This is a genomic window from Nocardia sp. CS682 (genome assembly GCF_004634405.1).
In the GTDB taxonomy this organism is placed as follows: Bacteria; Actinomycetota; Actinomycetes; order Mycobacteriales; family Mycobacteriaceae; genus Nocardia; species Nocardia ninae.
The window spans coordinates 5,121,889-5,146,075 of the sequence record NZ_CP029710.1 but is presented as its reverse complement, the minus strand read 5'-3'; the positions used below and the strand labels follow the sequence as shown (position 1 = coordinate 5,146,075).

General features: G+C 67.0%; 25 protein-coding genes. 3 read left to right on the top strand and 22 right to left on the bottom strand.

Features of this window, described 5'->3' with window-relative positions; all coding sequences use genetic code 11:
• Positions 1-6 precede the first annotated feature (6 nt).
• Entirely contained in the window at positions 7-654 is a 648-nt protein-coding gene (locus DMB37_RS23195; protein WP_206055005.1) for a vWA domain-containing protein, read from the bottom strand.
• A 123-nt stretch (positions 655-777) separates the two neighbouring features.
• Here DMB37_RS23195 and DMB37_RS23190 point away from each other — a divergent pair, with 123 nt between their 5' ends.
• Positions 778-1,044, top strand: coding sequence for a hypothetical protein (locus DMB37_RS23190; protein WP_135234496.1), 267 nt, complete (start codon positions 778-780; stop codon positions 1,042-1,044).
• 63 nt (positions 1,045-1,107) lie between these two features.
• Here the strand turns inward: DMB37_RS23190 and DMB37_RS23185 are convergent, their stop codons facing one another.
• From DMB37_RS23185 to ftsH, 19 genes are all read right to left on the bottom strand, one after another.
• Entirely contained in the window at positions 1,108-3,663 is a 2,556-nt protein-coding gene (locus DMB37_RS23185) for an ATP-dependent Clp protease ATP-binding subunit (RefSeq protein WP_135234495.1), read from the bottom strand.
• Between the two features lie 272 nt (positions 3,664-3,935).
• On the bottom strand, positions 3,936-4,877 hold the full coding sequence (locus DMB37_RS23180) for a triacylglycerol lipase (RefSeq protein WP_135234494.1): 942 nt from the start codon (positions 4,875-4,877) through the stop codon (positions 3,936-3,938).
• A gap of 99 nt (positions 4,878-4,976) precedes the next feature.
• A complete protein-coding gene (locus DMB37_RS23175; RefSeq protein WP_135234493.1) occupies positions 4,977-5,585 on the bottom strand; it encodes a DUF1772 domain-containing protein in 609 nt (202 codons plus the stop codon).
• A gap of 131 nt (positions 5,586-5,716) precedes the next feature.
• Positions 5,717-6,280, bottom strand: a complete 564-nt coding sequence (locus tag DMB37_RS23170) for an FHA domain-containing protein (RefSeq protein ID WP_228542497.1) — start codon at positions 6,278-6,280, stop codon at positions 5,717-5,719.
• A 281-nt stretch (positions 6,281-6,561) separates the two neighbouring features.
• Positions 6,562-6,921 (bottom strand): Lsr2 family protein, encoded by a 360-nt coding sequence (locus tag DMB37_RS23165; RefSeq protein ID WP_107653839.1) that lies wholly within the window; start codon positions 6,919-6,921, stop codon positions 6,562-6,564.
• A gap of 115 nt (positions 6,922-7,036) precedes the next feature.
• On the bottom strand, positions 7,037-8,536 hold the full coding sequence (lysS, locus tag DMB37_RS23160; protein WP_135237777.1) for a lysine--tRNA ligase: 1,500 nt from the start codon (positions 8,534-8,536) through the stop codon (positions 7,037-7,039).
• A gap of 261 nt (positions 8,537-8,797) precedes the next feature.
• A complete protein-coding gene (locus DMB37_RS23155) occupies positions 8,798-9,220 on the bottom strand; it encodes a rhodanese-like domain-containing protein (RefSeq protein WP_107659964.1) in 423 nt (140 codons plus the stop codon).
• Positions 9,221-9,231: 11 nt separating this feature from the next.
• Positions 9,232-9,855 carry a cysteine dioxygenase family protein gene (locus DMB37_RS23150; protein ID WP_135234491.1) on the bottom strand — a complete coding sequence of 208 codons (624 nt, stop codon included), beginning with the start codon at positions 9,853-9,855 and terminating at the stop codon, positions 9,232-9,234.
• Positions 9,856-10,037: 182 nt separating this feature from the next.
• Positions 10,038-10,835: a type III pantothenate kinase gene (locus DMB37_RS23145; RefSeq protein WP_107653836.1), complete on the bottom strand. Its 798-nt coding sequence runs from the start codon at positions 10,833-10,835 to the stop codon at positions 10,038-10,040.
• A 16-nt stretch (positions 10,836-10,851) separates the two neighbouring features.
• Positions 10,852-11,271 (bottom strand): aspartate 1-decarboxylase, encoded by a 420-nt coding sequence (gene panD / locus DMB37_RS23140; protein WP_135234490.1) that lies wholly within the window; start codon positions 11,269-11,271, stop codon positions 10,852-10,854.
• 27 nt (positions 11,272-11,298) lie between these two features.
• On the bottom strand, positions 11,299-12,228 hold the full coding sequence (gene panC, locus DMB37_RS23135; protein ID WP_135234489.1) for a pantoate--beta-alanine ligase: 930 nt from the start codon (positions 12,226-12,228) through the stop codon (positions 11,299-11,301).
• Positions 12,228-13,139, bottom strand: a complete 912-nt coding sequence (locus DMB37_RS23130) for a Rossmann-like and DUF2520 domain-containing protein (protein WP_135237776.1) — start codon at positions 13,137-13,139, stop codon at positions 12,228-12,230. Before DMB37_RS23130 ends, panC begins: the two co-directional genes overlap by 1 nt.
• Positions 13,140-13,327: 188 nt before the next feature.
• Entirely contained in the window at positions 13,328-14,335 is a 1,008-nt protein-coding gene (locus DMB37_RS23125; protein WP_135234488.1) for a DUF6779 domain-containing protein, read from the bottom strand.
• A gap of 70 nt (positions 14,336-14,405) precedes the next feature.
• Positions 14,406-14,876 carry a DUF3180 domain-containing protein gene (locus DMB37_RS23120; RefSeq protein ID WP_135237775.1) on the bottom strand — a complete coding sequence of 157 codons (471 nt, stop codon included), beginning with the start codon at positions 14,874-14,876 and terminating at the stop codon, positions 14,406-14,408.
• On the bottom strand, positions 14,873-15,427 hold the full coding sequence (gene folK / locus DMB37_RS23115) for a 2-amino-4-hydroxy-6-hydroxymethyldihydropteridine diphosphokinase (RefSeq protein ID WP_135234487.1): 555 nt from the start codon (positions 15,425-15,427) through the stop codon (positions 14,873-14,875). Before folK ends, DMB37_RS23120 begins: the two co-directional genes overlap by 4 nt.
• Before the next feature lie 96 nt (positions 15,428-15,523).
• Positions 15,524-15,949 carry a dihydroneopterin aldolase gene (folB, locus tag DMB37_RS23110; RefSeq protein WP_135234486.1) on the bottom strand — a complete coding sequence of 142 codons (426 nt, stop codon included), beginning with the start codon at positions 15,947-15,949 and terminating at the stop codon, positions 15,524-15,526.
• Complete coding sequence (folP, locus tag DMB37_RS23105; RefSeq protein WP_186818343.1) at positions 15,946-16,839, bottom strand: dihydropteroate synthase; 894 nt, start codon at positions 16,837-16,839, stop codon at positions 15,946-15,948. The genes folB and folP overlap by 4 nt, the downstream gene beginning before the upstream one ends.
• An 11-nt stretch (positions 16,840-16,850) precedes the next feature.
• Positions 16,851-17,504, bottom strand: a complete 654-nt coding sequence (gene folE / locus DMB37_RS23100) for a GTP cyclohydrolase I FolE (protein WP_370465419.1) — start codon at positions 17,502-17,504, stop codon at positions 16,851-16,853.
• A gap of 175 nt (positions 17,505-17,679) precedes the next feature.
• Positions 17,680-20,088, bottom strand: a complete 2,409-nt coding sequence (gene ftsH / locus DMB37_RS23095) for an ATP-dependent zinc metalloprotease FtsH (protein ID WP_135234484.1) — start codon at positions 20,086-20,088, stop codon at positions 17,680-17,682.
• 608 nt (positions 20,089-20,696) lie between these two features.
• Between ftsH and DMB37_RS23090 the strand changes: the two genes are divergently transcribed.
• Entirely contained in the window at positions 20,697-21,551 is an 855-nt protein-coding gene (locus DMB37_RS23090) for a hypothetical protein (RefSeq protein WP_240771629.1), read from the top strand.
• 4 nt (positions 21,552-21,555) lie between these two features.
• Here the strand turns inward: DMB37_RS23090 and DMB37_RS23085 are convergent, their stop codons facing one another.
• Positions 21,556-22,392 carry a DUF1266 domain-containing protein gene (locus DMB37_RS23085; protein ID WP_107653827.1) on the bottom strand — a complete coding sequence of 279 codons (837 nt, stop codon included), beginning with the start codon at positions 22,390-22,392 and terminating at the stop codon, positions 21,556-21,558.
• 200 nt (positions 22,393-22,592) lie between these two features.
• Here DMB37_RS23085 and DMB37_RS23080 point away from each other — a divergent pair, with 200 nt between their 5' ends.
• Positions 22,593-22,856, top strand: coding sequence for a DUF2277 domain-containing protein (locus DMB37_RS23080; protein ID WP_135234482.1), 264 nt, complete (start codon positions 22,593-22,595; stop codon positions 22,854-22,856).
• Positions 22,857-22,864: 8 nt separating this feature from the next.
• Here DMB37_RS23080 and DMB37_RS23075 read toward each other — a convergent pair whose 3' ends face one another.
• Positions 22,865-24,178 (bottom strand): CdaR family transcriptional regulator, encoded by a 1,314-nt coding sequence (locus DMB37_RS23075; protein WP_240771628.1) that lies wholly within the window; start codon positions 24,176-24,178, stop codon positions 22,865-22,867.
• Positions 24,179-24,187 lie beyond the last annotated feature (9 nt).

Here is a 24,187-nt window from a genome sequence, read left to right as displayed (position 1 = left end):
CAGGCCCTAGGCGCTACCGGGATTCGACTGTTCGCGCTCGGCGGCGGTGAATCCGCCGCGTGGCGCGCCGGGCGGTGCGGTCTGCAGCCGGGCCGAGCTGGCCGACGCGGCGCGGAAAACTCCCGAGACTCCCTGCGGTGCGGCGGCATAGGTGATCGAGTTGCCCGGATCGAAACCCATTCCGGTGCCGATCGCGACGGCGTCCATATTCGCGCCGAGGAACAGGAAATTCCAGTTGTAGACGTCCTGCTGCTGGGTGATCAGCGATTTCACCGCGGTATGGGTCCACTCCTTGCTCGAATTCTCGTGACCGTCGGTGAGCACCACGACGATCACCGTGCCCGGGCGTTCGTGTTCGGGCCGTTTCGCCAGTTCCGCGCCGACGTCGGTGACCAGTCTGCCGACCGCGTCGTACAGCGCGGTCATCCCGCGCGGCTGTAGGTCGAGCGGCGGTACCTGCGCGACCGGGCGGTTCGCGTAGACGCATTCGTACTCGGTGTCGAACTGCGCCAGCGTCACCTCGATCGTCTTGGGCAGCTTGCGCTGTTCCTCGATGAAGGCGCTGAAGCCGCCCTCGGTATCGGATTTGATGGACTGCATCGACCCCGAGCGGTCGAGTAGTACGGCGATCAGTGTCAGGTCTGGATTTGTCATGCGCACCCCCGGATCGGTTCCACGAACCCCCTCCAAAGTACGCCCGTATACGCACCGAGGCGTACGACGAGTGCCGACGCGCGCCCGATGTCCGGCGGCAGGTACCCGGCGCAGGCTTTTGCCATGAATATTTCGTCACTGCCCCAAGTCTCGAGCTGCCTTGCGGACCTTTACCGCGATTGGGACCCCTGGCCGTTGTTCTGGATTGTCCCGCTGCTGTTCTGGATCGTCGTCCTCACCGTGGCGCTGCTCGCTCGGCGCCTGTTCAGCGGGCTCGGCGGCGGGGTCGGCATGCTGCGCACCGCTTTCGCCCGCGGCGAGATCACCGAGGACGAGTACCGCAGCAGGCTTGCCGTAGTGCGTGAACCCGACCGGCCCGCCAAGAGCTGACCATGCCCGCAGACAGCGAAAAGGCCCGCCCCCCAGAGGGAGCGGGCCTTTCGCGTAGTGCTTTTACTCGCCCGCGGCTTCCGCGGTGCCTTCAGCGGCACCGGTCAGCACGACCTCGGGCTTGTCCTCGTCCTTGTCCGCCTTGGTCAGCTTCGTCTTGCCGACAAAGGTGAACTTGGCGTCCTCGCCGGAGCCTTCGCCGTCCCAGCCTTCGACGTCGACGTAGACGGTTTGGCCGGGGCCGATCTCGCCGAAGAGGATCTTCTCCGAGAGCTGGTCTTCGATCTCGCGTTGGATGGTCCGGCGCAGGGGCCGGGCACCGAGCACGGGGTCGAAGCCACGCTTGGCCAGCAAGGCTTTGCCTTGCTCGGACAGCTCCATCGACATGTCCTTGTTCTTCAACTGGACCCCGACCCGGCCGATCATCAAATCCACCATCTGCACGATCTGATCGGTGGTCAGCTGGTGGAAGACGATGACATCGTCGATCCGGTTGAGGAACTCGGGCCGGAAATGCTTCTTCAGCTCGTCGTTGACCTTGAGCTTCATCCGCTCGTAGTTCGAACCCTGGATGTTGGACTGGGTGAACCCGAGCCCGACCGCCTTGGAGATATCCGAGGTACCCAGGTTCGAGGTGAAGATCAGCACCGTGTTCTTGAAATCCACGGTCCGGCCCTGGCCGTCGGTGAGACGACCGTCCTCGAGGACCTGCAACAGGGTGTTGTAGATCTCCTGATGCGCCTTCTCGATCTCGTCGAAGAGCACCACCGAGAACGGCTTACGCCGCACCTTCTCGGTCAGCTGCCCGCCCTCCTCATACCCGACATAGCCGGGCGGAGCACCGAACAACCGCGACGCGGTGAACCGGTCATGGAACTCGCCCATGTCGATCTGGATCAGCGCGTCATCATCACCGAACAAGAAGTTCGCCAGCGACTTGGCCAGCTCGGTCTTACCCACACCCGAAGGCCCGGCGAAGATGAACGACCCCGACGGACGCTTGGGATCCTTCAACCCCGCACGCGTGCGGCGGATCGCCTTGGACACGGCCTTGACCGCGTCCTCCTGGCCGATGATCCGCTTGTGCAGCTCATCCTCCATCCGCAACAACCGGGTGGTCTCCTCCTCGGTCAGCTTGAACACCGGGATACCGGTCCAGTTGGCCAGCACCTCCGCGATCTGCTCATCATCGACCTCGGCCACCACGTCCAGATCACCGGAACGCCACTGCTTCTCCCGCTCGGCACGCTTGGCGACGAGCTGCTTTTCCTTGTCCCGCAACCGCGCGGCCTTCTCGAAGTCCTGCGCATCGATCGCGCTCTCCTTCTCCCGGCGCGCATCAGCGATCTTGTCATCGAACTCACGCAGATCCGGCGGAGCGGTCATCCGGCGGATCCGCATCCGCGCACCCGCCTCGTCGATCAAATCGATCGCCTTGTCCGGCAAGAACCGATCATTGATATACCGGTCAGCCAACGTCGCCGCCGCCACCAACGCGCCATCGGTGATCGAGACCCGATGATGAGCCTCGTAACGATCCCGCAGACCCTTCAAAATGTTGATGGTGTGCTCGACCGTCGGCTCACCGACCTGCACCGGCTGGAACCGGCGCTCCAACGCCGCGTCCTTCTCGATGTACTTACGGTACTCATCCAAAGTCGTCGCGCCGATGGTCTGCAACTCACCACGAGCCAGCTTCGGCTTCAAAATCGAGGCCGCGTCGATCGCACCCTCGGCGGCACCCGCACCCACCAGAGTGTGCAGCTCATCGATGAACAAAATGATGTCACCGCGAGTATTGATCTCCTTGAGGACCTTCTTCAGACGCTCCTCGAAATCACCACGGTAACGACTACCCGCGACCAGCGAACCCAGATCCAGGGTGTAGAGCTGCTTGTCCTTGAGCGTCTCGGGGACCTCACCATTGACAATCGCCTGCGCGAGGCCCTCGACCACGGCGGTCTTACCCACACCGGGCTCACCGATCAGCACCGGGTTGTTCTTGGTGCGCCGGCTCAGCACCTGCATCACCCGCTCGATCTCCTTCGAGCGCCCGATCACCGGATCCAGCTTGCCCTCCAGCGCGGCCTGGGTCAGATTCCGGCCGAACTGATCGAGCACCAGCGAGGTCGACGGAGTACCCGCCTCACCACGCGAACCCGACTCCACCGGCTCCTTGCCCTGATACCCCGACAACAACTGGATGACCTGCTGCCGCACCCGGTTCAAATCAGCACCCAGCTTGACCAGCACCTGCGCGGCCACACCCTCACCCTCACGGATGAGACCCAGCAGGATGTGCTCGGTACCGATGTAGTTATGGCCCAGCTGCAACGCCTCGCGCAGACTCAGCTCCAGCACCTTCTTGGCCCGCGGGGTGAACGGAATATGACCCGACGGAGCCTGCTGGCCCTGCCCGATGATCTCCTCCACCTGGCTACGCACGCCCTCCAACGAAATACCGAGCGACTCCAGCGACTTCGCCGCGACACCCTCACCCTCATGAATCAGCCCCAGCAGGATGTGCTCGGTACCGATGTAGTTGTGGTTGAGCATCCGGGCCTCTTCCTGGGCCAGGACAACGACACGCCTCGCGCGGTCGGTGAACCTCTCGAACATCGCTCCCTCACTCTCCTGCTCCGACATTCTGGCAACAGACGCCGCAGTGTGCTGTGTAACAACCGTGGGCGTCAGCCTGCCATGAAGCCCGGGGGTTGCGGCCCCCGCCTCCACTCTAGTTGGCGGGGGATACTGCCGCCGCCAGTCCACCCTATTGGCGACCAGCGTCAGCACGGTCATTCACTCATAACGTGAGCGTTGCACTATTCGTTTCCGAATCGGGTTTTGCCCTCAGCGAACAACATTGTCCGGATCGGGCGCTCGCCGGGGTGCTACCCGGTGAACGGCGGGATGAAACCGCACGGCACGTCCTGCGGATGGGCCGGGTCGAGGGCGTTGAGCACATACGCCGCGGCGCGTGGGCTGCCCGCGATGCCCGCGTGCTCGGAGAAGTCCTCGGCGCAGCCGTCCTGGACCACAATATTCGTCACGTTCGGCCCCGGCACCAGCCCCGACGTGTAGGGCACGACGAGTTCGTCCAGGCGGGTGGCGATATTGGTGTAGGTGACCGCCGGGTGGTAGACGCCGTCCGCGTTCAGTGCCCGCACGAAGTCCGAGCCGGCAAAGACCTGGCGACAGGCCTGGCACAGCGAGCCGACCAGCGCGTCGAAGGCCGGTCCGGCGCCGAGGCGCTGACTGAAGGCCGCGATCTCGGCGACGCCCGCGACGTTCGAGCCGAGCCACGGCGGTGCGATGGCGACCAGTTTGTCCACCTTCGCCGCGCCGCCGAGCCGTTTGACGAAGTAGTTGCCGATGAAATTGCCCTGTGAGTGACCGACGATGTCGACTTTCCGCGCGCCGGTCGCGGCGAGCACCCGGTCCACGAAGGCGGCGAACTGGGGAGCGCTCTGCTCCATTGGCAACATGCCGCCGATGGCCGAGATGGGCCAGGGCAGGTCGTAGGCGCCGTAGGTCATCGCGTACACGCAGTAGCCCTGATTGGCCAGCAGCGGCGCGTATACACCCCAATTCGTCTGCGCCCCACCGCCGGTACCGTGCGCGAGCACCACCGGGTTCGGATGCGCGGCGCTGGGTCGGCAGCTCCAGTCGTTGGCGCCGGGCAGCGAGCCGCCCGGCTGCGCCAGTTCGTTCGGGATTCCTGCGAAGAAGTTGTAGTCGACCGGATACCGCTCGGCCTGCGCGGGGCTCGCCGCGGTGATCCACAGCGCGGCCAGTACGAACAGGAGCAACGAAAAGCCTGGGATACGCCGCACGGGGCCTCCAAATCTGGAACGTGTTCCAGAAAGTTACCGTGCAGCGTGTCCCAGGCGGGGTCGAGTCGCGAAAATGGTTGTGGCGGTTGATATCCAGCGCTACCGATAGGTCGGGGCACCCGACTGGCCGGGAAACTGACCCGACTGGCCCGGGAAGTGACCCTGCGCCACCTGCTGACCGGACGCGGGCGCCGCCGCGGCGTTCGCCTTGCCCTGCTGCATACCGGACACGAAAAGCGCACCGCAGAGCACCAGGAAGGCCAGCGTGTGCAGCACCGCGCGGACGATGTTCCACCGGACCCAGGTGGCCTCGAAGTCGGCGCGGACCGCCGCCAGGTCGGCGATCTGAGACGGATCGCCTGCGGCCATCAGCCGGTCGTTCAACGGCACATTCAGACCGGAGGTGACCGCGAACGCAATGATGTTGATGGCCAAGCCGACCCCGATCCAGATCAACGTGGTGCGCTGATCCTTACCCAGGTGCAGCGCCGCGGCCAGGATGGAGAAGCCGACGGTGCCGAGGAACCCGATCATGAAGACCGGATTGATGATGACCACGTTGATCTTCTGCATCACCTCGATCATCGTGCGGTCGTCGGTCTGGTTCAGCGCAGGCATCACCGAGTTCGCGTAGCCGTAGAAAAGGCCCGCGATCAATCCGGTGGCCAGGATGGCCGCGACCAAGGTGATCAGGCGTGCGGCGGTCATAATTCCTCCTGAGGACAATCCCCGACCGGAGCCCTCATCGCTCCGGTTCGCTGGGTATCAGTCAAGCCGGTGTCGGCACGGCTCTCCATGGCCGAGACACTCGGCCGCCTAAGCGATCGTCTACCGGAACGTCACAGGTCCCGGTCGGAGATGAGTCCGCTTTGGATTGCCAGGAACGCCAGCCGGACCCGCTTCGCGTTTTGCGGCAGGTCCTCGACGCCGAACTTGGCGAACAGCGCGCGCAGGTGCGTCTTGATCGCGTCGACACTGAGGAAAAGTTCCTCGGCGATCTGCTGATTGGACGCGGGCGTCGCGAAGGCCGCGCCGTTCTTGTACGGACGGCACAGCGCGATCAGCACCGAACGCTGGGTTTCGGTGAGCTGACGGAAGTTGGGCGGCACCGTCCCGCTGGAGACGCGGGTGATGTCGTCGGCCACGCCGCCGAAATCGTGAAAGGACACCCGCGAGGTGCCGACCCGGATGACGTCGCCCGCCATCAGCCTGCGCCTGCCGACCAGACGGTCGCCGTTGACGAAAGTGCCGTTGCGCGAAAGCCCGTCGTCCACGATCGTCCACTGGGCACCGAGATATTCGATCGCCGCGTGCAGCCTGGACACCTCGGCGTCCCACGGCAGCGCGAGGTCGGCCTGCGGGGAGCGCCCGATCGTCACCCGCTCGCGCTCGGCGGAGAGCATGAGTTCCTGCTGGCGACCCGTGTCATCTTGGAATCGCAAAAATGATCCGACGAATCCAGTCACTGCGCTGATACCTCGCCTCTCCATACCGTCAGTGACCGTCGCACGTTTCCATGGTGCCGCGTCCCCGAACCACGAGCAAGATCGATCCGCGCGCCACTTCTCCCTGCGTGTCATCGCGCGGCGCGGTTATATCAGCAGCCTATGAGCCACCGGAGAAAGAGAAAACCGCCGCCCCGGCGTCGCACGATTCGCTGGGACGGCGGCTGAAAAATATGAAACTAACCCTTCGCGGCCTTGTTGTACGCATCGGTGATGTCGGCGGAGATACGCCCCCGCGCGGACACCTTGTGTCCATTCCGACGAGCCCACTCGCGAATTGCTGCACTTTGTTCCCGGTCGATCGAGACCCGACTCTTCGGGGCACCCGTCGCGGTCGCAGCGGCCTTGGTCCGGCGGCGGCCACTCACGCGACGCGCGCTCGAAACCCACTCCTCCAGCCCGTCACGCAGCTTCGCGGCATTCGCCGACGACAGGTCGATCTCGTACGAAACACCGTCGATCGCAAACTCGATGGTCTCGTCCGCGATGGACTCACCATCGACATCGTCGATCAGGCTAACGGTGACCTTCTTTGCCATGAGATGAACGTCCTCTCGAAATCGTGCGACCCGCATACTAGGCCGATTACCCGAGGCAAGAATACCTCGAATTCCAAATTTTCCAAGACGAGGCCGAGATTTTGCAATCAGCCGGTCAGCGAGTGACCGGCCGCACAATTGGGAACAGTATTGTTTCCCGGATTCCGAGACCCGTCAACGCCATCAACAGACGATCGATTCCCATACCCGTGCCGGTGGTCGGCGGCATGCCATGCTCCATCGCGGCAAGGAAGTCCTCGTCCAGCGCCATCGCTTCGTCGTCGCCTTGCGCGGCCAGTCGCGCCTGATCCACGAAGCGCTCGCGCTGGATCACCGGATCGACCAACTCCGAATAGCCAGTAGCCAACTCGAAGCCACGGACATAGAGGTCCCACTTCTCGGTGACCCCGGCCTTGGTGCGATGTTGCCTGGTGAGCGGTGAGGTCTCCACCGGGAAGTCACGCACGAAAGTCGGTGCGTACAGCTTGTCGCCGTACTGGTGTTCCCAGAGTTCCTCAACGAGTTTGCCGTGGCCGTAGCCCTTGTCCTCGGGAATTTCCAGACCGACCCGATCGGCGAGGGCACGCAATTCGGCTATCGACGTTTCCGGTGTCACGGACACGCCGAGGGCGTCGGAGAGCGACGGGTACATCTCGACGGTCGCCCACTCGCCACGCAGGTCGTATTCGGTGCCGTCGGCCAGCGTCACCACCTGGGTGCCGAACACCTCCTGGGCCACTTCCTGGACCAATTCCCGGGTCATCCGGGCCGAGTCGTCGTAGGTGCCGTACGCCTCATAGGTTTCCAGCATCGCGAACTCCGGAGAATGCGTGGAGTCCGAACCCTCGTTGCGGAAGTTCCGGTTGATCTCGAAGACCTGCTCCAGCCCGCCGACCACGCAGCGCTTCAGGAACAGCTCCGGCGCGATGCGCAGGTAGAGATCGATATCCAGGGCATTGGAATGGGTGACGAACGGCCGGGCCGCCGCGCCGCCGTGCAGCGTCTGCAGCATCGGCGTCTCCACCTCGAGGAAACCGCGGCGCTCGAGCGCATTGCGCATCGCGCGCACCACCGCGATCCGGGTGCGCGCCATTTCCCTGGCTTCCGGGCGCACGATCAGATCGACATAGCGCTGCCGGACCCGCGACTCCTCGTTCATCTCCTTGTGCGCCACCGGCAGCGGCCGCAGCGACTTGGCCGCCATGAACCAGGAATCGGCCATGACGCTCAATTCTCCGGTCCGCGACGAGATCACCTCGCCGTGCACGAAAACGAAGTCACCGAGGTCGACATCGGCCTTCCAGGCCGCGAGCGCCTCGGCGCCGACACCGTTCAAGCTGATCATCGCCTGCAGCTTGGTGCCGTCGCCCTCCTGCAGCGTGGCGAAACACAGCTTGCCGGTATTACGCATGAATATGACGCGACCAGCGACACCGGCCTGCAGCCCGGTCTGGGTGTCCGGAGCAAGATCCGGATATGCGGCGCGAATTTCGGCGAGGGTATGCGTGCGCGGCACGACCACGGGATACGCATCGCCGCCGTCCGCGAGCAGCCGCTCCCGCTTCTCCTTGCGAATCCGTATCTGTTCGGGTGCGTCGTCGGCGTCGGACGCCACGGCAGGCCGCGAATCCGATGCGGGATCGCTGGACGAGGGAGTGTTGGTGGTGCTCACATCCAACAACCCTAGCGTGCACCGGAAATCGTTTTGCGGCCCGCCCGGCCTAGCTCACGGAGTAACGAATCGGTCTCGGCACGAGACCGCTTTGCCCGCCGGATTTGCGCGCACCGTAATCACCAGGAATAGCGAGCATGCATCGATGGGCGCACGAAACCTACTGTGCGACCTGATGATTCGAGATGGAAGCGTTGCCGCCAATTACAGCGAGGCGAGCGCGTCCACCTCACGCGCGAAGTGCGGCGCCCGGATTCCGATGTGCAGTAGACCCGCCGCCTTCAATGCGTGATAGCCGCCAACCAGATCGGTCGCCCGGTGCAGCCCGAGTTGCTGCAGCGCGGCCGCGGCAAGGCTGGAGGTATAGCCCTCGGAGCAGGCGATGATCCATTCCACATCATGATCGGTGGCCAGCGCCAAACGAGCCGAACTGGTCGGATCGAGCCGCCATTCCAGCACATTCCGCTCGATCACCAGCGCACCCGGCAACGCGCCTTCACGCACCCGCTGGGCCTGCGGCCGGATGTCCACCAGAATCGCGCCCCTGGCGAGCGCCTTCGGCAATTCGAAGGCATAGATCCGGTTCAGCTGGGCGCGCGCGTTGTCGAGCATCTGGTCGATGGTCAAACGTTCGCTCATTACATATCACCTTCGGGCTGGTCGGTGAGAACGGTTCGGGTGCGCCGCAGGGTGCCGTGGCCGGTGACCTCGTAATAGGACATGGCGGTGAGCGGCGGAGAATAGGCGTGCACGCTGAGCGTGGGTTCGAGCAGTGCGGGATCCAATGGCGCATCGGTGGCGCTGTCGGCCACCGAATGCGCCGGGGCACGCATCACGTCGTGCACCCAGCCGATCGGGAACGACGCTTGATCGCCCGCGCCGAGTACCCGCCGGCGCAGTTCGGTTCCGTTCCAGCGGAATTCGGAAAGGGCGCCGCTGAGTACGGTCAGGGCGCCGAGCGAGCCCGCATGGTCGTGCAGTTCGGTCGATTTCCCCGGTGTCCAGCTGATCAGCCAGACATCCACTTCGTCGTCGGTGAGCAGGCGGGCCGCCCAGCGTTCATCGGAGGGCCAAATGCCATCGGTGGGGAGGAGGTGGTCGTAGCGTCCGGCCAGCACGTCCTCGGCGCCTTCATCGGTCAGCCGCAATAAATCGGCGGGACGCAGACGCGTCGGCAATGCGGAGGCCACGGCACGGTCCAGCGGCGGGCTGGCCGAAAAGGCATCCCGGGCCGAGGAAAGGGAGAGAACGGAAGAACGCATGAGCGAATCTCCAGGAGGTTGCGAACGGTCGAGGGCGATAGTCAGCCTCGATCGGTCGAGGCCAGGTCAGCCTCGACAACACTCCTGAGTGCGCACGCGGAAATACACAGCGGCGAGTGTAGCAGCATCCCGCGCGGTACCGGCAAGCACCGCGCGGTGCGACAAATCCGACACCGCGAGAATCAGACACCACCCTTGCGGCGCTGGTTTCGCTCGTATACGAGACGCAGGCCGGTGAGCGTGAGATAGGGGTCGTGATCGTCGATGGTCTCCGATTCCGGGACGATCAGCGCCGCGCTCGGGCCCGTTGCGACCACCGCGACGTCACTGCCGGCAAACGCCTCGAATTCGTCGCGAATCCGGTCGATCAGCCCGTCCACCATGCCGGCGAAACCGAACACCGCGCCGGACTGCATGGCCTCCATACTGTTCTTACCGAGCACCGAACGCGGCCTTGCCAGCTCGACGCGGCGCAGCGCACTGCGCTCCACCAGGGCTTCGGTCGATATCTCCACACCTGGGGCGATGATGCCGCCGAGGAACTCGCCTTTGGCCGAAACCAGGTCGACACAGATCGCGGTACCGAAATCGATAACGATCGCAGGCGAAGAATAGTGCTGATAGGCGGCGAGACAGTTCACGATCCGGTCCGCGCCCACCTCTTTCGGGTTGTCCACCAGCAGCGGAATACCCGTGCGCACGCCCGGCTCCACCAGTACGTGCGGCACATTGCCCCAATACTGGGTCAGCATCGTGCGCAGTTCCCGCAGCACCGGCGGCACCGTGGCCAGCGCGGAAACTCCGATCACCTCGTCGAGTTGCGCGCCGATCAGGCCACGCACCTGCATGGCGAATTCGTCGGCGGTCAGCAGCGGATTGGTGTGGATCCGCCAGTGCCGCACCAGTTTCGAATGCGCGCCGCTGCCCGAGAACAGGCCGAGCACAATACTGGTATTGCGGACGTCGATGGTCAGCAGCATGTCCGGCGCGGCCCGATCAGGCCAGCGACAGGGAGCGCGGCGAGGTCAGCCCGGAGCCTTCGGGAGCGTGCGCCGGATCGGAGCCGAGTTCGATCGGGCGATTGCGCTCGTCCACGAAAACGACCTTCGGGTCGTATTCGGCGATTTCCTGCTCGTTCAGCTGGCCGTAGGCGATCAGGATGACCAGATCACCGGGGTGGACCAAATGGGCGGCGGCGCCGTTGATGCCGATCACGCCGGATCCGCGTTCGCCTGCGATGACATAGGTCTCCAGGCGGGCGCCGTTGTCGATGTCGACGATGCAGACCTGCTCGCCTTCGAGCAGATCCGCGGCGTCGAGCAGATCCTGGTCCACCGTCACCGAGCCGACGTAGTGCAGGTCGGCGTGGGTCACCGTGGCACGGTGGATCTTCGACTTCATCATGGTGCGCAGCATTGCGTCGGCCTTTCGTTGGTGAGTCGCCTAGGCAGGCTGGGAGATCCGCTCGGCGGAGACGTTGGGGTGGCCGTCGATCGGCGCGCCGAGGGTGACGGCGACATTGTCGATCAGCCGGGTCGGGCCGACCCTGGCGGCGACGAGCAGCCGGGCATTTCCGGTCGCCGGGGCGGGTTCGAGTGTGGTGGAACGCAATTCGAGGTAGTCGACCTCGATGCCCGGCACCGCGTCGAGCACCTGGCTGGCCGCGGCGAGCACCGCGTCCGGACCGAGGCCGCCCGCATGCCTGCCCGCGGCCAGCGCCGCCGACAGGCCGAGCGCCGATTCACGCTGTGCCGCATCGAGAAACCGGTTGCGCGAGGACATGGCCAGGCCGTCGTGCTCGCGCACGGTGGCCACCGCCTTGATCTTCACGTCGAAGTTCAGGTCACGGACCATCTGCCGGATCAGCGTGAGCTGCTGGTAATCCTTCTCGCCGAAGTACACCTCGGTCGGCCGCGCGATCTGCAGCAGCTTCGCGACCACGGTCAGCATGCCCGCGAAATGCGTCGGCCTGCTGGCGCCTTCGAGCTCGGCGCCGATCGGGCCCGGCTGCACGGTGGTGCGCGGGCCGTCCGGATACATCTCGGCCACGCTCGGCGCGAACACCAGCCCGACCCCCTCCGCGCGCAGCAACTCGACGTCGGCGTCGAGGGTGCGCGGGTATTTGTCGAGGTCCTCGTTCGCGCCGAACTGCAAGGGATTCACGAAGATCGAGACGATGACGACCTGATTGTTCTTCTTGGCCAGCCGCACGATCTCCAGATGGCCCTCGTGCAGCGCACCCATCGTCGGCACCAGCGCGACGGTGCGGCCGACGCTGCGCAGTGCGGTGGACACCTGGGTGAGCACGGCGGGATCGTGGTGCACGGTCAACTCGCCGGGCTTATAAGCGCCGCGCAATTTCGGGTCGAACATCAGCGCCCTTTCAACAGTTCGATGACGGCGGGATTGGTGCCCGCCCGTTCGGCGGTCCGCAGCGACAGCGCGCGATAGCCCTCGGCCAGGCGCGGGTCGACGGATTCCAGTGCGGTCAGATGGGCGGCGACGGCGTCCGCGTCGCCGCGGGCCACCGGGCCGGTGAGCGCGGACTGCCCGCGCCGCAGCGCGTTGTCCAGCGCGGCCGAGGCGAGCGGCGCGAGCAGTCGCTCGGCCAGCCCGTTCGGCTGATCGTCGACGAGCTGCTGCCCGAGCAGTCCGGGCCCGTCCAGCGCGACCCGCAGTGCGGCAACGGCATCCACGATCAGCGTGACCAGGTGATTGCTGCCGTGCGCGAGCGCGGCGTGATAGAGCGCGCGGTTGTGCTCCTGCACCCGCACCGGCTCGCCGCCCATCTCGATCACCAGCGCCTGCGCGATGGCATAGCCGATCTCGTCGGCCGCGGTGATGCCGAAGCAGGCGTTGCTCAAGCGGGTGATGTCTTCGTCGTGACCGGTGAAGGTCATCGCCGGATGAATGGCCAACGGCATGGCACCGATGTCGGCCAGCGGGGCGAGCACGCCGACGCCGTTGGCGCCGGAGGTGTGCGCGACGATCGTGCCGGGCCGGACCACCTTCGCGCCGGCCAGGCCGCGGGCCAGACCGGCCAGCTCGGTGTCGGGCACGGCGAGCACCAGCAGCTCGCTGCGCGCGGCCACGTCCTCGACCGGCAGGATCTCCGAGTCGGGCAGGCGGTTCTGCGCGCGCCGCACCGAGGCATCGGAGATCGCGGCGACACCGAACACCACGTGTCCGGCGCGCTCGAGTGCCGCACCGAGGGCGGAGCCGACGCGTCCCGCCGAGACGATGCCCACCGTCAGGCGGGCGGGCGCGGGGTCGCCGTTCGCCACCGATTGCGGGTCGCTCGACACGGGAAAGCCCGAAGGCGCGTCGTCAGGATTCACGCTTCTCGAGGTCAACAGTGTCCTCTCGATTTCGTTCCAGTCCCGCCTTGCGGGTACCGGACGTACGTCATCGAGAATATCGGCCCGATGTTTGCCAGTGCCACGGCCCTGGGCAGTGATTTACAAGACACCCATCAGCGCCGGTCGCGGCTCTGCTCCTCGGATTGCAGGTTCGCCATGATCTCGGCCACCGACAACCTGCGCTCGGGCATGTCGGAGTTCGCCTCGGTCTCGGCGCGCCGCCGCCTGCGCGAGCTGGCGGTGCCGACGGTCGGGCCCTCGGTCGTCGGCCAAGCCGAGGGCCGGGTCGTCTGATAGGACGGGGCGGGCCTGGGGGCGGGCTTCGGCGCGGGAGTCGGCTGGATGACCGGGCCCTCGGTGAAGGCGTCCGACCATCCGGACTGCTCCGCCTCATCGGTGCGCTTTTCGGGGCCGGGCGCGTCGGTGTCCGCGACTTCGGCGACGTCGGCATCGTTCGCCGTCGCGTCTTCGATGGAGACCGCGGAGGTCTCGGCGGTGACCGGATCGTCGAAGGGGCTGGCGAACTGCGGCGGCTCCGGATGATCGGGGACGAAGACCGGGGTGACACTGCTGCGCGGTTGCTGGTTCGCCGGCCCGGACCAGGGTCCGGCATTCGCGGAGCTATTGTTCGCCGGGTCGCCGACCGTGCTGGTCAGCTCCTGAATCCGGGTCGCGTCGGCCCGCAATGCGGGGCGATCCATCGGCAGATCGCCGTCGAACAGCCGCTGCAGACTCGTCCGGAGCACGGTGAGTTCGGCGCGCAGCGCGGCCAGCTCGGTGGCGTCGGCGCCGACTTCCTCGCGCACCCTGGCCTCGATACCGAGCTCGAATTCGCGTCTGGCGGTGACCTCACGCTCGAGCTGCAACTCGTAAACCGTTTGAAGATCGCGAACCTTAGCCTTGTCGATCGTCGCTTCCTTGCGATATCTCGTCGCAGCTAATGCGCCGATGACCGCCGCCCACAGGGCCGCGACAAGACCGATCCGGACGAACTGCAAGCTGTTGCTGAAGACCAGGAAAACGCTGGCAACCAGACCGAGCACAATCAATACGCCGATGAACAATTTTCCCGCGTCGTCCCGCCGTCGACGGGAAGTGCTGGTACGGGAGGGTGAAACCATGCAAGCCAGGGTAGCTTGATCGACTCGTCGCGCCCACAACTCGGTGCGGCAATTCCGAACCAATAATTTGCTAAGTGGTTGCCGGATCATCGGTTGGGTCGTCGGGAGCCCGGCAGCAATACTCGAGCCACAGGGCCGCAGCAACCAAAGCGACCCCCGCCAGCATCCCGACGATCGCGCCGGGGCTGTCCGCCGCGGCCGCACCCGAGGTGCCCCGCTGCGGGTACACCCAGCAGAGGAATCCGAGCCACACCCCAGCGGCGATCGAACCGACTTGCAGCGACGCCTTGGCCAGCGCGACCGCCCGCGCCGCAGTGATCGGATGCAGCTGATGCCTGCCGTTGCCGAGCTGGTTGTCGTTCACCCTGGCCCGGATCACGAACGCCAGCACCGCCTCGATGGCCGCGACCGGATACAGCGACGCGCCCGCGAAGGTCGAGATCGGCGGAAAACTGTCGTAAGCCATCCGCGTCGCGACCCACGCGACCAGAGCGGCGATGATCACGTTCGCCGCCAAGTCCAGAATCCGGGTGGGTTTCAACTGCACGAGGCCGATCCTCCGGCGCCGGGCAATAGGGAAAGCTCGGTGCGCCGCACGCCGGTGCGCTCGGCGACCGGCAGCTCATCGAGCAGGTCCGTGACCGCCTGAGCGCTGCCGTCGACCTCGAGCACCGCGTCCGGCGCCACATCCAGCCACGGGACCAAGACGAACGCGCGACGATGCGCCTGCGGATGGGGCAACGTCAGCTCCGGGTCGGTGCTGCGGACCACGACGAACTCGCCGTCCACCCGCTCCGCGCACCAGATCACGTCGACGTCGAGTGTCCGTGCGCCCCAGCGCACTTCGCGGACCCGATCGGCGGCCTGCTCGAGCCGCTGGCCGCGGCGCAGCCACTCGGTGCAGTCGAGCTCCGGATCATCCACCACGACAATGGCATTGAGGTAGTCGTCCTGTTCGACGCCGCCCCACGGCGGGGTCGAGTACACCGGCGACACCGCGACCACCCGCTCGCCGAAACCCTCGACCACACTGCGCAGATGGGCGAGCCGGTCCCCCATGTTGGAACCGATGGAGAGGACGGCGCGAGTCACGACTGCGCCTCGCTGACGCTCGGCTCCGCCGTGCCTCGAGGCACTGTGCCCATGGTTCGCTGGCTCACGACTGCGCCTCGCCCATAATTCGCCCGTTCACGCGATCTCCCCACGATGCCGCGAGGCGACCACGCGCACGTCGGCGAAGGTGTGTGGGATCGGGGCGGACGGCTTGTGCACGACCACCTCGACCGAGCTGATGCGCGGGTCGGTCATCACGTCGTCGGCGATCTCGGAGACCACGGTCTCGATGAGATTGCGCGGCGGGCCCTCGATGATCCGCACGGCGTTCCCGGCGAGCAGGCCGTAATCCACGGTGGCGACCAGGTCGTCGGAGGCGGCGGCGACCGAAAAGTCCACCCAGACGGTCAGATCGACGATGAACTCCTGGCCGTCGCGGCGTTCGTGGTCGAACACGCCGTGGTGGCCGAACGCCCGCAGGCCGCGTAACTCGATGCGGTCGGCGCCGCGCCGGATCTCCTGCGCCGCATCGGGCGCGACGTCGGCGGGAGTCGGATTCATCGGTGTGCTCCTTGCGAGCTGTGGTGGGTGGTGGCGGTGCGGGCGGCGGCCTGCCAGGCGTCGGTGACGGCGATGGCATCCAGCGAGGCGCGCACATCGTGTACGCGCACACCCCAGGCACCGTGCAAGGCGGCCAGCGCCGAGACGGTCGCGGTGGCGGTCTCCCGGCCGTCGGGCGGGCGCGGGCCTGCATCGTCGGCGAGCAGCGCGCCGAGGAAACGTTTACGGGAGGCGCCGATGAGGATCGGCAGGCCGTTGCCGACCAGCTCGGGCAGCGCGCCGAGCAACGCCCAGTTGTGCTCGGCGTTCTTGGCGAAGCCGAGCCCGGGGTCCAGAATCAGCCGCGCCGGGTCGACGCCCGCGGCGACGGCCAGGTCCACCTGGGCGGTCAGTTCGGCGAGGACCTCGGCGACCACGTCGTCGTAGTGGTCGGCCGGGCCGGTGTGGCGGTAGTCCGCGCCCGCGCGCCAGTGCATCAGGATCCACGGGACCCCGGCGGCGGCAACGACTTTCACCATGTCGGGATCGGCGCGGCCGCCGGAGACGTCGTTCACCACGGAGACGCCCGCCGCGAGTGCGGCCTCGGCGACGGTGGCCCGCATGGTGTCGACGCTGGTCGGCACGCCCGCCGCGACCAAGCCGCGGATCACCGGGACGACCCTGGCCGCCTCGGTGTCGGAGTCGATCCGCACCGCGCCCGGCCTGGTCGATTCGCCGCCGACGTCGATGATGTCGGCGCCGGTGGCATACAACTCGATGCCGTGCGCGACGGCGACCTCGGGATCGAGGTAGCGACCGCCGTCGGAGAACGAATCACTGGTGACGTTGACGACGCCCATCACCACACAGGAGCGACCGCCGCGCGCGAAGCTGCTCCCACCTGCGGTCATCGGATCCTCGTTCACTTCCGCAGAATGAGATCGAGGGCCTCGGAGCGCGAGGACGGGCTGGACTGGAGCAGACCGCGCACGGCCGAGGTGGTGGTGCTCGCGCCCGGCTTGCGGATGCCGCGCATCGCCATGCACAGGTGCTCGGCCTCGATCACCACGATGGCGCCGCGCGGGTCCAGCTTGCGCATCACCGCGTCGGCGACCTGGCTGGTCAGTCGTTCCTGCACCTGGGGGCGCTTGGCGTACAGGTCGACCAGGCGGGCCAGTTTGGACAGCCCCGTGACCCGGCCGTGCTTGCCGGGAATGTAGCCGACGTGCGCGACCCCGTGGAACGACACCAGGTGATGTTCACAGGTGGAGTACATGGGGATGTCGCGGACCAGCACCAGTTCCTGGTGGCCCTCGTCGAACGTGGTGTTCAGCACCGCGTCCGGTTCGACGTAGAGCCCGGCGAACATTTCGCGGTAGGCGCGGGCGACGCGCGCGGGGGTGTCGATCAAACCGGGGCGGTCGGGATTCTCACCGACAGCGAGAAGCAATTCCCGGATCGCGGCTTCGGCTCTGTCCTGGTCGAACGGTCGCCCGGTTTCCAGAGCGATGAGCTCCGGCCTGGTCACGCCGTTGCCGGAACCGTCTTCGTCAACACCGTCCGGATCGGCGAGCACGTGGCCGCCGAGGTGATTGTTGGCCGACAATCGAGGACACCTCCAAAATCTCGGGTCCCGGCAATTACTCGGCACCCCGATGGTCGAGCCTAATCGTCACTGCGCACGGCGCGAGCAATAGGCCCGGAGGCGGCGACCCGCGCGACCGCTGAGGTCACGCGAGCGCCGCCCTACTTCAGTGCCGGCCGTTGTTGGGTCCATCCCATTCGTTCTTGTCACCCTCGCCGTTCGGGTTCGGGTGCCCCGGCTCTTCGTAACCGGGGTGCTCGCCGTAGTTGCCACGGTCGTATCCGCCGTCCGGAGTGCCACCTTGCGGACCCCAGGCCGGCTGGTAACCCTGGCGCTGCTGCGGCTCGGTCCAGCCGGTGGGCTGGCCGGGCTGCTGCTCGTCCCGCGGCGGCCAGCCGGGGGCCGACCAACCGGCGGGAGCGCCGTAGTCCGGGCGCGAGCCGTGCGTGCCGCCGCGCTGCGGGTAGCCGCCCTGCGCGGGGTCGTGCGGCGTCGGGTAGCCGGTCGCGGGCGGCGCCGGGTAGCCGTACTGCGGCTGCGGGTGATAGCCGCTGTCTCCCGGATAACCGTTGGCGGGCTGGTTCTCCCTGGCCGCGCCCGCGGGCAGCGGTGCGGGGATCTGCTCCGGCGGCGGCCACGGCTCGCCACGCTCCAGCGCCAGCTCGCCCGGCGTCTTCACTGGCGGCTTGGTCGACGGAACGCGGTCACCGAAGTCGTTGAACGCGGTGATCCTCGGCCGCTTCTGCACCGAGGCCAGCAGACCTTCGAGCTCCTTGCGGTGCAACGTCTCCCGCTCGAGCAGCGCCGTCGCCAGCACGTCGAGCACGTCGCGGTACTCGTTGAGGATGGCCCACGCCTCGGTGTGCGCGGCCTCGATGAGGTTGCGCACCTCCTCGTCGATGGCACCGGCGACCTCGTGCGAGTAGTCCGAAGCCTGGCCCATCGAGCGGCCGAGGAACGGATCGCCGGCTTCTTGGCCGTAGCGCACCGCGCCGAGGCGCGAGCTCATGCCGTACTCGGTCACCATCGCGCGAGCGATCTTGGTGGCCTGGTCGATATCGGAGGACGCGCCGGTGGTCGGCTCGTGGAACACCAGCTCCTCGGCCGCGCGGCCGCCCATCGCCATCACCAGGCGGGCGATCATCTCCGAGCGGGTCATCAGACCCTTGTCGTCCTCGGGCACCGTCATGGCGTGGCCGCCGGTGCGGCCGCGGGCCAGGATGGTCACCTTGTAGATCGGCTCGATATCCGGCATCGCCCAGGCGGCCAGGGTGTGGCCGCCCTCATGGTAAGCGGTGATCTTCTTCTCGTGCTCGCTGATGATGCGGCTCTTGCGGCGCGGTCCACCGACCACCCGGTCCACCGACTCCTCGAGCGCGTCGCCGGTGATGACGGCGCCGTTCTCCCGGGCGGTGAGCAGGGCGGCCTCGTTGATCACGTTGGCCAGGTCGGCGCCGGACATGCCGACGGTGCGCTTGGCCAGACCGTCGAGGTCGGCCTCGGGCGAGATCGGCTTGCCCTGCGAGTGCACCCGCAGGATGGCGCGGCGACCGGCCAGGTCGGGGTTGCCGACCGGGATCTGCCGGTCGAAGCGGCCGGGGCGCAGCAGCGCGGGGTCCAGGATGTCGGGGCGGTTGGTGGCCGCGATCAGGATGACGCCGGTGCGGTCACCGAAGCCGTCCATCTCGACGAGCAGCTGGTTCAGCGTCTGTTCACGCTCGTCGTGGCCACCGCCGAGGCCTGCGCCGCGCTGGCGGCCGACCGCGTCGATCTCGTCAACGAAGATGATGCACGGGCTGTTCTGTTTGGCCTGTTCGAACAGGTCACGCACGCGCGACGCGCCGACGCCGACGAACATCTCGACGAAGTCCGAGCCGGAGATGGTGAAGAACGGCACGCCCGCCTCGCCTGCCACGGCGCGCGCGAGCAGCGTCTTACCGGTGCCGGGCGGGCCGTACAGCAGCACGCCCTTCGGGATCTTGGCGCCGAGAGCCTGGTAGCGGACCGGGTTCTGCAGGAAGTCCTTGATCTCGTAGAGCTCTTCGACGGCCTCGTCGGCGCCGGCCACATCGGCGAAGGTGGTCTTGGGCATGTCCTTGGACAGCTGCTTGGCCTTGGACTTGCCGAAGCCCATCATGCCGCCGCGACCACCGCCCTGCATGCGGGCCATGACGAAGACGAACAAGCCGAGCAGGATGATCATCGGCAACACGAACAGCAGGATCTGGGTGAGCCAGCTCTCCTGCTTGACCACGGTGTTGTACTTGGCGCCGGAGTTCTTCACGGCGTCGAAGACCTGCCCGGCGCTCGCGCTGCCGCCGGGGTATTTGGCGATGATCTTCTTCTGGCCACTGGTCGCGTCGTTGCCGTTCTTCAGCTCGATGCGCAGTTGCTGTTCACGATCATCGATCTGAACGTTCTCGACGTTGCTCTTGTCGTTCAGCTGGCTCAATGCGACAGACGTGTCGACGCTCTTCCAGCCGCGCGTGTCATCTCCGAAATAGCTGAACGCATAGATCACGAGCAAGATGCCCGAGACTATGGCCAGGGTGCGAAACACAGTCTTGCGGTTCATAGAGCGTCGGCCGGTCCGGCCAGTCCTTTCCGGTGTCTCCGGTTCGTGCTAGCAATGCATCGGGCGCGTCCGGCTCCGGGAGGGTTCGGATGCGGACATGCCACGTTACCGCGTACGGTCTAGTCGATACATCGCGCAGTTCGGCTGCTGGTGCAGTTAAAGAGGTAAACGGTGGAGGGACCTCGGTGGTTCCCGAAGACCCCGGTCCGGGTTACTCCAACTGGTCACAATCATGGCATGTTCGGCCTATCGTGAGCGACGACACAACACCGCAGGGCGAGTAACAGGCACGAAGGCGGTCGCTAACCTAACCACCGGAGTGCCCCGCGAGCACTGTGAATCCGAAAGCGCGGGGCGAGCAACGGGCCCGGAGGAGGCAGCGAAGCGTCACCCCGCACAGCACGGCGAGGACCCGCGAACGCAACCCCGCGGTGTGCCCGACGAGCTGGAGGAGGCAGCAAGCGTAACCACGGAAGGCGCCGTGAATACCGCAAATCCAACAGAGCGCAGGGGGTATGGACATAGTTGAGCTACGGACACCCACAGCGATAGTGCGTCACGGGCGCGGGCGATTGATCGTCCTGCGGCCTGGCTCCGATGGCGAGCGGGTGCTCGACGTACCGATCACCGACCTGTTGAAGGTCCGGTTGAATCGACGCGCCGACGACGCCGTTGTCATCGAGATCTACCTGCGATACCCCACACCCGTGCTGACCGGCGTGCCCGCCGACCGCACCCCACTGCCCGTGCTGATCGCCGAGCACGACGTACCCGCGGCGACCGAGATCGTGGACCGGATCAACGGCCAGATCCTGGCGACCCAGCGCATCGACGTAGCCGCCCCCGACTTGAATCCGCCCGCCCCCACCTGGGGCAAGTCCGGCCCGACCCGGGCCGACGTGGACCGGGCCGTGCGCAGAATGGCCCCGCACCGCGAGGCGAAACCCGCCATCGCCGCGCTGCACCGCTACGTCACGCCCGACGAGTACGTGCTGGAGACCGCGATCGCGACCGCACGTCCGCCTGCGGGCACCGGACCCGGCCTGCTCGCCGCGACGACCGGGCGGCTGCTGTTCATCTCCATCGGCACCGGGGAGCGCTACGCGCACGAGTTACCCATTCCCGCCGTGCTGTGGGCCCGCAATACCGACGGCACTCCCCCGATGGCGGGCGAGATCGGTGCGGCGCGCAGTGAGACGGGGATGGATGTGCACGACGGCAACATCACCCTGCATTTCACCGGTACCGATCGAGCCGACACCGAACGCGTCACCCTCGCGGTGAACTTCGCCGTCCGGCGCGACTCCGCCGACGGTGGCGCGGGTCCCGCCGATCCCGGTGTGGCCCAGCTGTACTCGGAGTGGGAACTGCTCGTCGAGCGGCACTCGCTCGGCATGGTCGACGACGCGCAGTTCCAACGCTACGGCCGCGGCATTCTCCGTTCGCTGCCCGACGGGCTCTGACGCCTCAGGGTTGCACCACCGGCGGCACGGTCAGACTGATCCGCCGCCACGGGCTGGTCGGACGGATCCACAGCCGCAGCAGCTCCATTCGGCGGTCGACCCCGCCGTTTTTCAGTTCGGCGAGGTCTTCGCACGCCTGCCAGTAGGTCCAGCCGGTCAGGTAGGCGTCGCCGAACTGGCGCCAGTTGCGGTACTTGGCCTGCGCGATGGGCAGCGCGCGGGCCAGGTAGTCCCAGGCCAGATCGGCGTCGAGGTAGCCGGCGGTGAAAGCCATCCTGGCGACCGCGACGACTCGGGCCAGGTCCCACGCGTGGATGTCGCTGGGCAACGGGCGGGCGAGGTGATCGGTGAAGCCGATCTTGATGGCCTGGGACCAGATGTCGTAGTCGCGGACCAGCGCCTCCGGATTGTCCATGCCGCGGAACGAGCCGACCTGGCGCAGGAACGCCCGGTGCCGATCGGCGCGCTCGCCGAACCGGTCCCGCTCGCTGGCGTTGATCGAGGCCATCACCAGCGGGTGGACCAGCGCGTACAGCGGCGCGTGCATGCCGTCCAGCAACTGCTCCATGGAGGCCTGGGCCTCGGTGGCGTCGGTGATGCCCCAGGCGCCGGTGAGCGTGTCGATGGCGAGCTCGCGGCGGTCGCCGAGCGGATGCTCGCGCTCGGGGCCGAGCAGCAGCGCGTCGTGGAACGCGTCCCAGCGCGCGGAGTAGAACGCGCCGAGCGCCAGCGCGCGCAATTCGTCGTCGGCTACGGCGGCGCCGGACCAGTGGTCCTCTTCGCGCTGATCCAGCTCCTCGTACGGGAAGGTCGTCAACGTGGGTACACCGCGGGCAGGCATGATCCCGATTGTTCCCCATAGATCTTGGAAGAGCCTGTGTAATGGGACGAATTCTGCGTGTCTGTGCTGGCGCGCCGGAGTTTGCCCGTCCCTGCCCGAGCACCGGAGGCGGTGCCGCGCACCTGGGCGGGCCGCGCGAATTTCGGTCCGGGTGTTTTCTTGCTCTGCCGCACAGCGTGTGCGAGAGCTACTGTGCTCGCATGAGTAGTAACATCACCCTCCTTCGCGGCCTGGAACCTGCCCCGACCGAGCAGGAAATCTATGCTGCCGCACTGCAGTACGTGCGCACGGTCGGTGGTGTGTCCGGCCTGAGCTCGACCACCAAGGCGGCCGTCGACAAGGCCGTCACGGCCATCGCCGCGGCCACCACCCAACTGCTTGCCGACCTACCCGATCGCCCGGCCGTAGCGCCGGCCGATCCGCCGCTGCGCCGGGTGGCCGCGGGCGAAGCGACGGCCGACTGATCGCTGATTCAGGGCAGCGCGGCCACCCCGTACGCGGCGACGCAGGCGAGGGCGAGCTCCAACGGCAGGCTGCGCTGCTCGATCGGATAGCCCAGCAGTTCCTCGATGCGCTGGATCCGGTAGCGAACCGTGTTCTTGTGCACTCCGAGCAGTTTCGCCGTGGCCTCCGGGCTGCGATGGCTTTTCAGGTAAGCGTGCAGCGTCTCGCGTAGCCGCGCCGCGTTCGGGTCGGTACCGGACAGCGTGCGCAATTCCCGCCCGATCAGACCGCGCATCGCCGCGTCGTCGGCGCCGGCCAGATAGGCCACCTCCACCTCGCGATAGCCGATCACCCGTGGCGTGCCCGCCGGACCACGCTCGGCCACCTGCCTGGCGGCCACCGCCTCGCGATGGCTCTGCCGGAATCCGGCGACCTGCCCGGCGGGCACGCCGAAGGCGACCCGGACCGGGGCTTCGACCAGCCCGGCGGCGATGCGCTCCAGCGCGCCGGGTTCACCGGGTCCCTGTTCGTTGCGGCTCGAATCCGCGCCGGGCAGGTCGTCCAGCCCGGCCCACGCCCACATCCCGCTGGCCCCGGAGGCCACGGTGAGCACCCGGCCGTTGCCGATCCCGGCGGCCACCCTGGCCGCGACCCGTTCCAGCACACCGATGACCTCGCCGTCCCCGCTGCCGGATTCGCTCTCGTCGGTCCACAGCACGAAGGCGACATGCCGCTGGGTGAGCCGATAACCGAGCCGGACCGAGGCCTGGTCCACGTCCAGCTCGTCACCGGCCAGCAGCGCGCGGATGGTCTCGGTGCGCCGGTTGAGCGCGGCCCGCAGGACGCGCTCGCGCTCCTCCATGTAGGTGTCGGTGAGCAACTCGACCGACAGGCTGACCCACTTGGTCGCGCGCTCGAACATCCGCAGCATCACCGCGCGCTCGATCTCCGGCGGCGCCTGCCGCTGATCGACGGCCTCGCTCATGTAGTCGAGCACCGCCTCCATCCCGACGTGATAGGTGCGCAGCAGCATGCGCAGCTCGAAACCGCGCCGGGCGATCGTGCGCGCGAAGGCGTGCGCCTCCTCGGGCAGCGCGTATTCGAAAGTGTCACTGGTGATTCCGCTCAGCACGGCCCTGGCGTGTGCGCGGGTGCTCGCGGCGAGGTCGCGGCGCACATCGCGGTCGGCGAGTTCCGGGACGCGCGCGATGATGGCGCTGTCGAGGCGGGCCACGATCTGCTCGAGGGTCTCGGTGCGCATCGTCTCGAAGACGTACTCCGCCAGCCAGTCGCGGACCACTGCACTGTTCGGTCCGATGCGATCGGGTGATGCGGCCGTCACGACGCCTCC

What these genes read in the sequence shown, in the direction of transcription:
- DMB37_RS23195 (WP_206055005.1), bottom strand. Translation starts at nt 654, where the DNA reads ATGACAAATCCAGACCTGACACTGATCGCCGTACTACTCGACCGCTCG.
- DMB37_RS23190 (WP_135234496.1), top strand. Translation starts at nt 778, where the DNA reads ATGAATATTTCGTCACTGCCCCAAGTCTCGAGCTGCCTTGCGGACCTT.
- DMB37_RS23185 (WP_135234495.1), bottom strand. Translation starts at nt 3,663, where the DNA reads ATGTTCGAGAGGTTCACCGACCGCGCGAGGCGTGTCGTTGTCCTGGCC.
- DMB37_RS23175 (WP_135234493.1), bottom strand. Translation starts at nt 5,585, where the DNA reads ATGACCGCCGCACGCCTGATCACCTTGGTCGCGGCCATCCTGGCCACC.
- DMB37_RS23170 (WP_228542497.1), bottom strand. Translation starts at nt 6,280, where the DNA reads ATGCTCTCCGCCGAGCGCGAGCGGGTGACGATCGGGCGCTCCCCGCAG.
- DMB37_RS23165 (WP_107653839.1), bottom strand. Translation starts at nt 6,921, where the DNA reads ATGGCAAAGAAGGTCACCGTTAGCCTGATCGACGATGTCGATGGTGAG.
- DMB37_RS23150 (WP_135234491.1), bottom strand. Translation starts at nt 9,855, where the DNA reads ATGCGTTCTTCCGTTCTCTCCCTTTCCTCGGCCCGGGATGCCTTTTCG.
- DMB37_RS23145 (WP_107653836.1), bottom strand. Translation starts at nt 10,835, where the DNA reads ATGCTGCTGACCATCGACGTCCGCAATACCAGTATTGTGCTCGGCCTG.
- panD (WP_135234490.1), bottom strand. Translation starts at nt 11,271, where the DNA reads ATGCTGCGCACCATGATGAAGTCGAAGATCCACCGTGCCACGGTGACC.
- panC (WP_135234489.1), bottom strand. Translation starts at nt 12,228, where the DNA reads ATGTTCGACCCGAAATTGCGCGGCGCTTATAAGCCCGGCGAGTTGACC.
- DMB37_RS23125 (WP_135234488.1), bottom strand. Translation starts at nt 14,335, where the DNA reads ATGGTTTCACCCTCCCGTACCAGCACTTCCCGTCGACGGCGGGACGAC.
- folB (WP_135234486.1), bottom strand. Translation starts at nt 15,949, where the DNA reads ATGAATCCGACTCCCGCCGACGTCGCGCCCGATGCGGCGCAGGAGATC.
- folP (WP_186818343.1), bottom strand. Translation starts at nt 16,839, where the DNA reads ATGACCGCAGGTGGGAGCAGCTTCGCGCGCGGCGGTCGCTCCTGTGTG.
- ftsH (WP_135234484.1), bottom strand. Translation starts at nt 20,088, where the DNA reads ATGAACCGCAAGACTGTGTTTCGCACCCTGGCCATAGTCTCGGGCATC.
- DMB37_RS23085 (WP_107653827.1), bottom strand. Translation starts at nt 22,392, where the DNA reads ATGCCTGCCCGCGGTGTACCCACGTTGACGACCTTCCCGTACGAGGAG.
- DMB37_RS23080 (WP_135234482.1), top strand. Translation starts at nt 22,593, where the DNA reads ATGAGTAGTAACATCACCCTCCTTCGCGGCCTGGAACCTGCCCCGACC.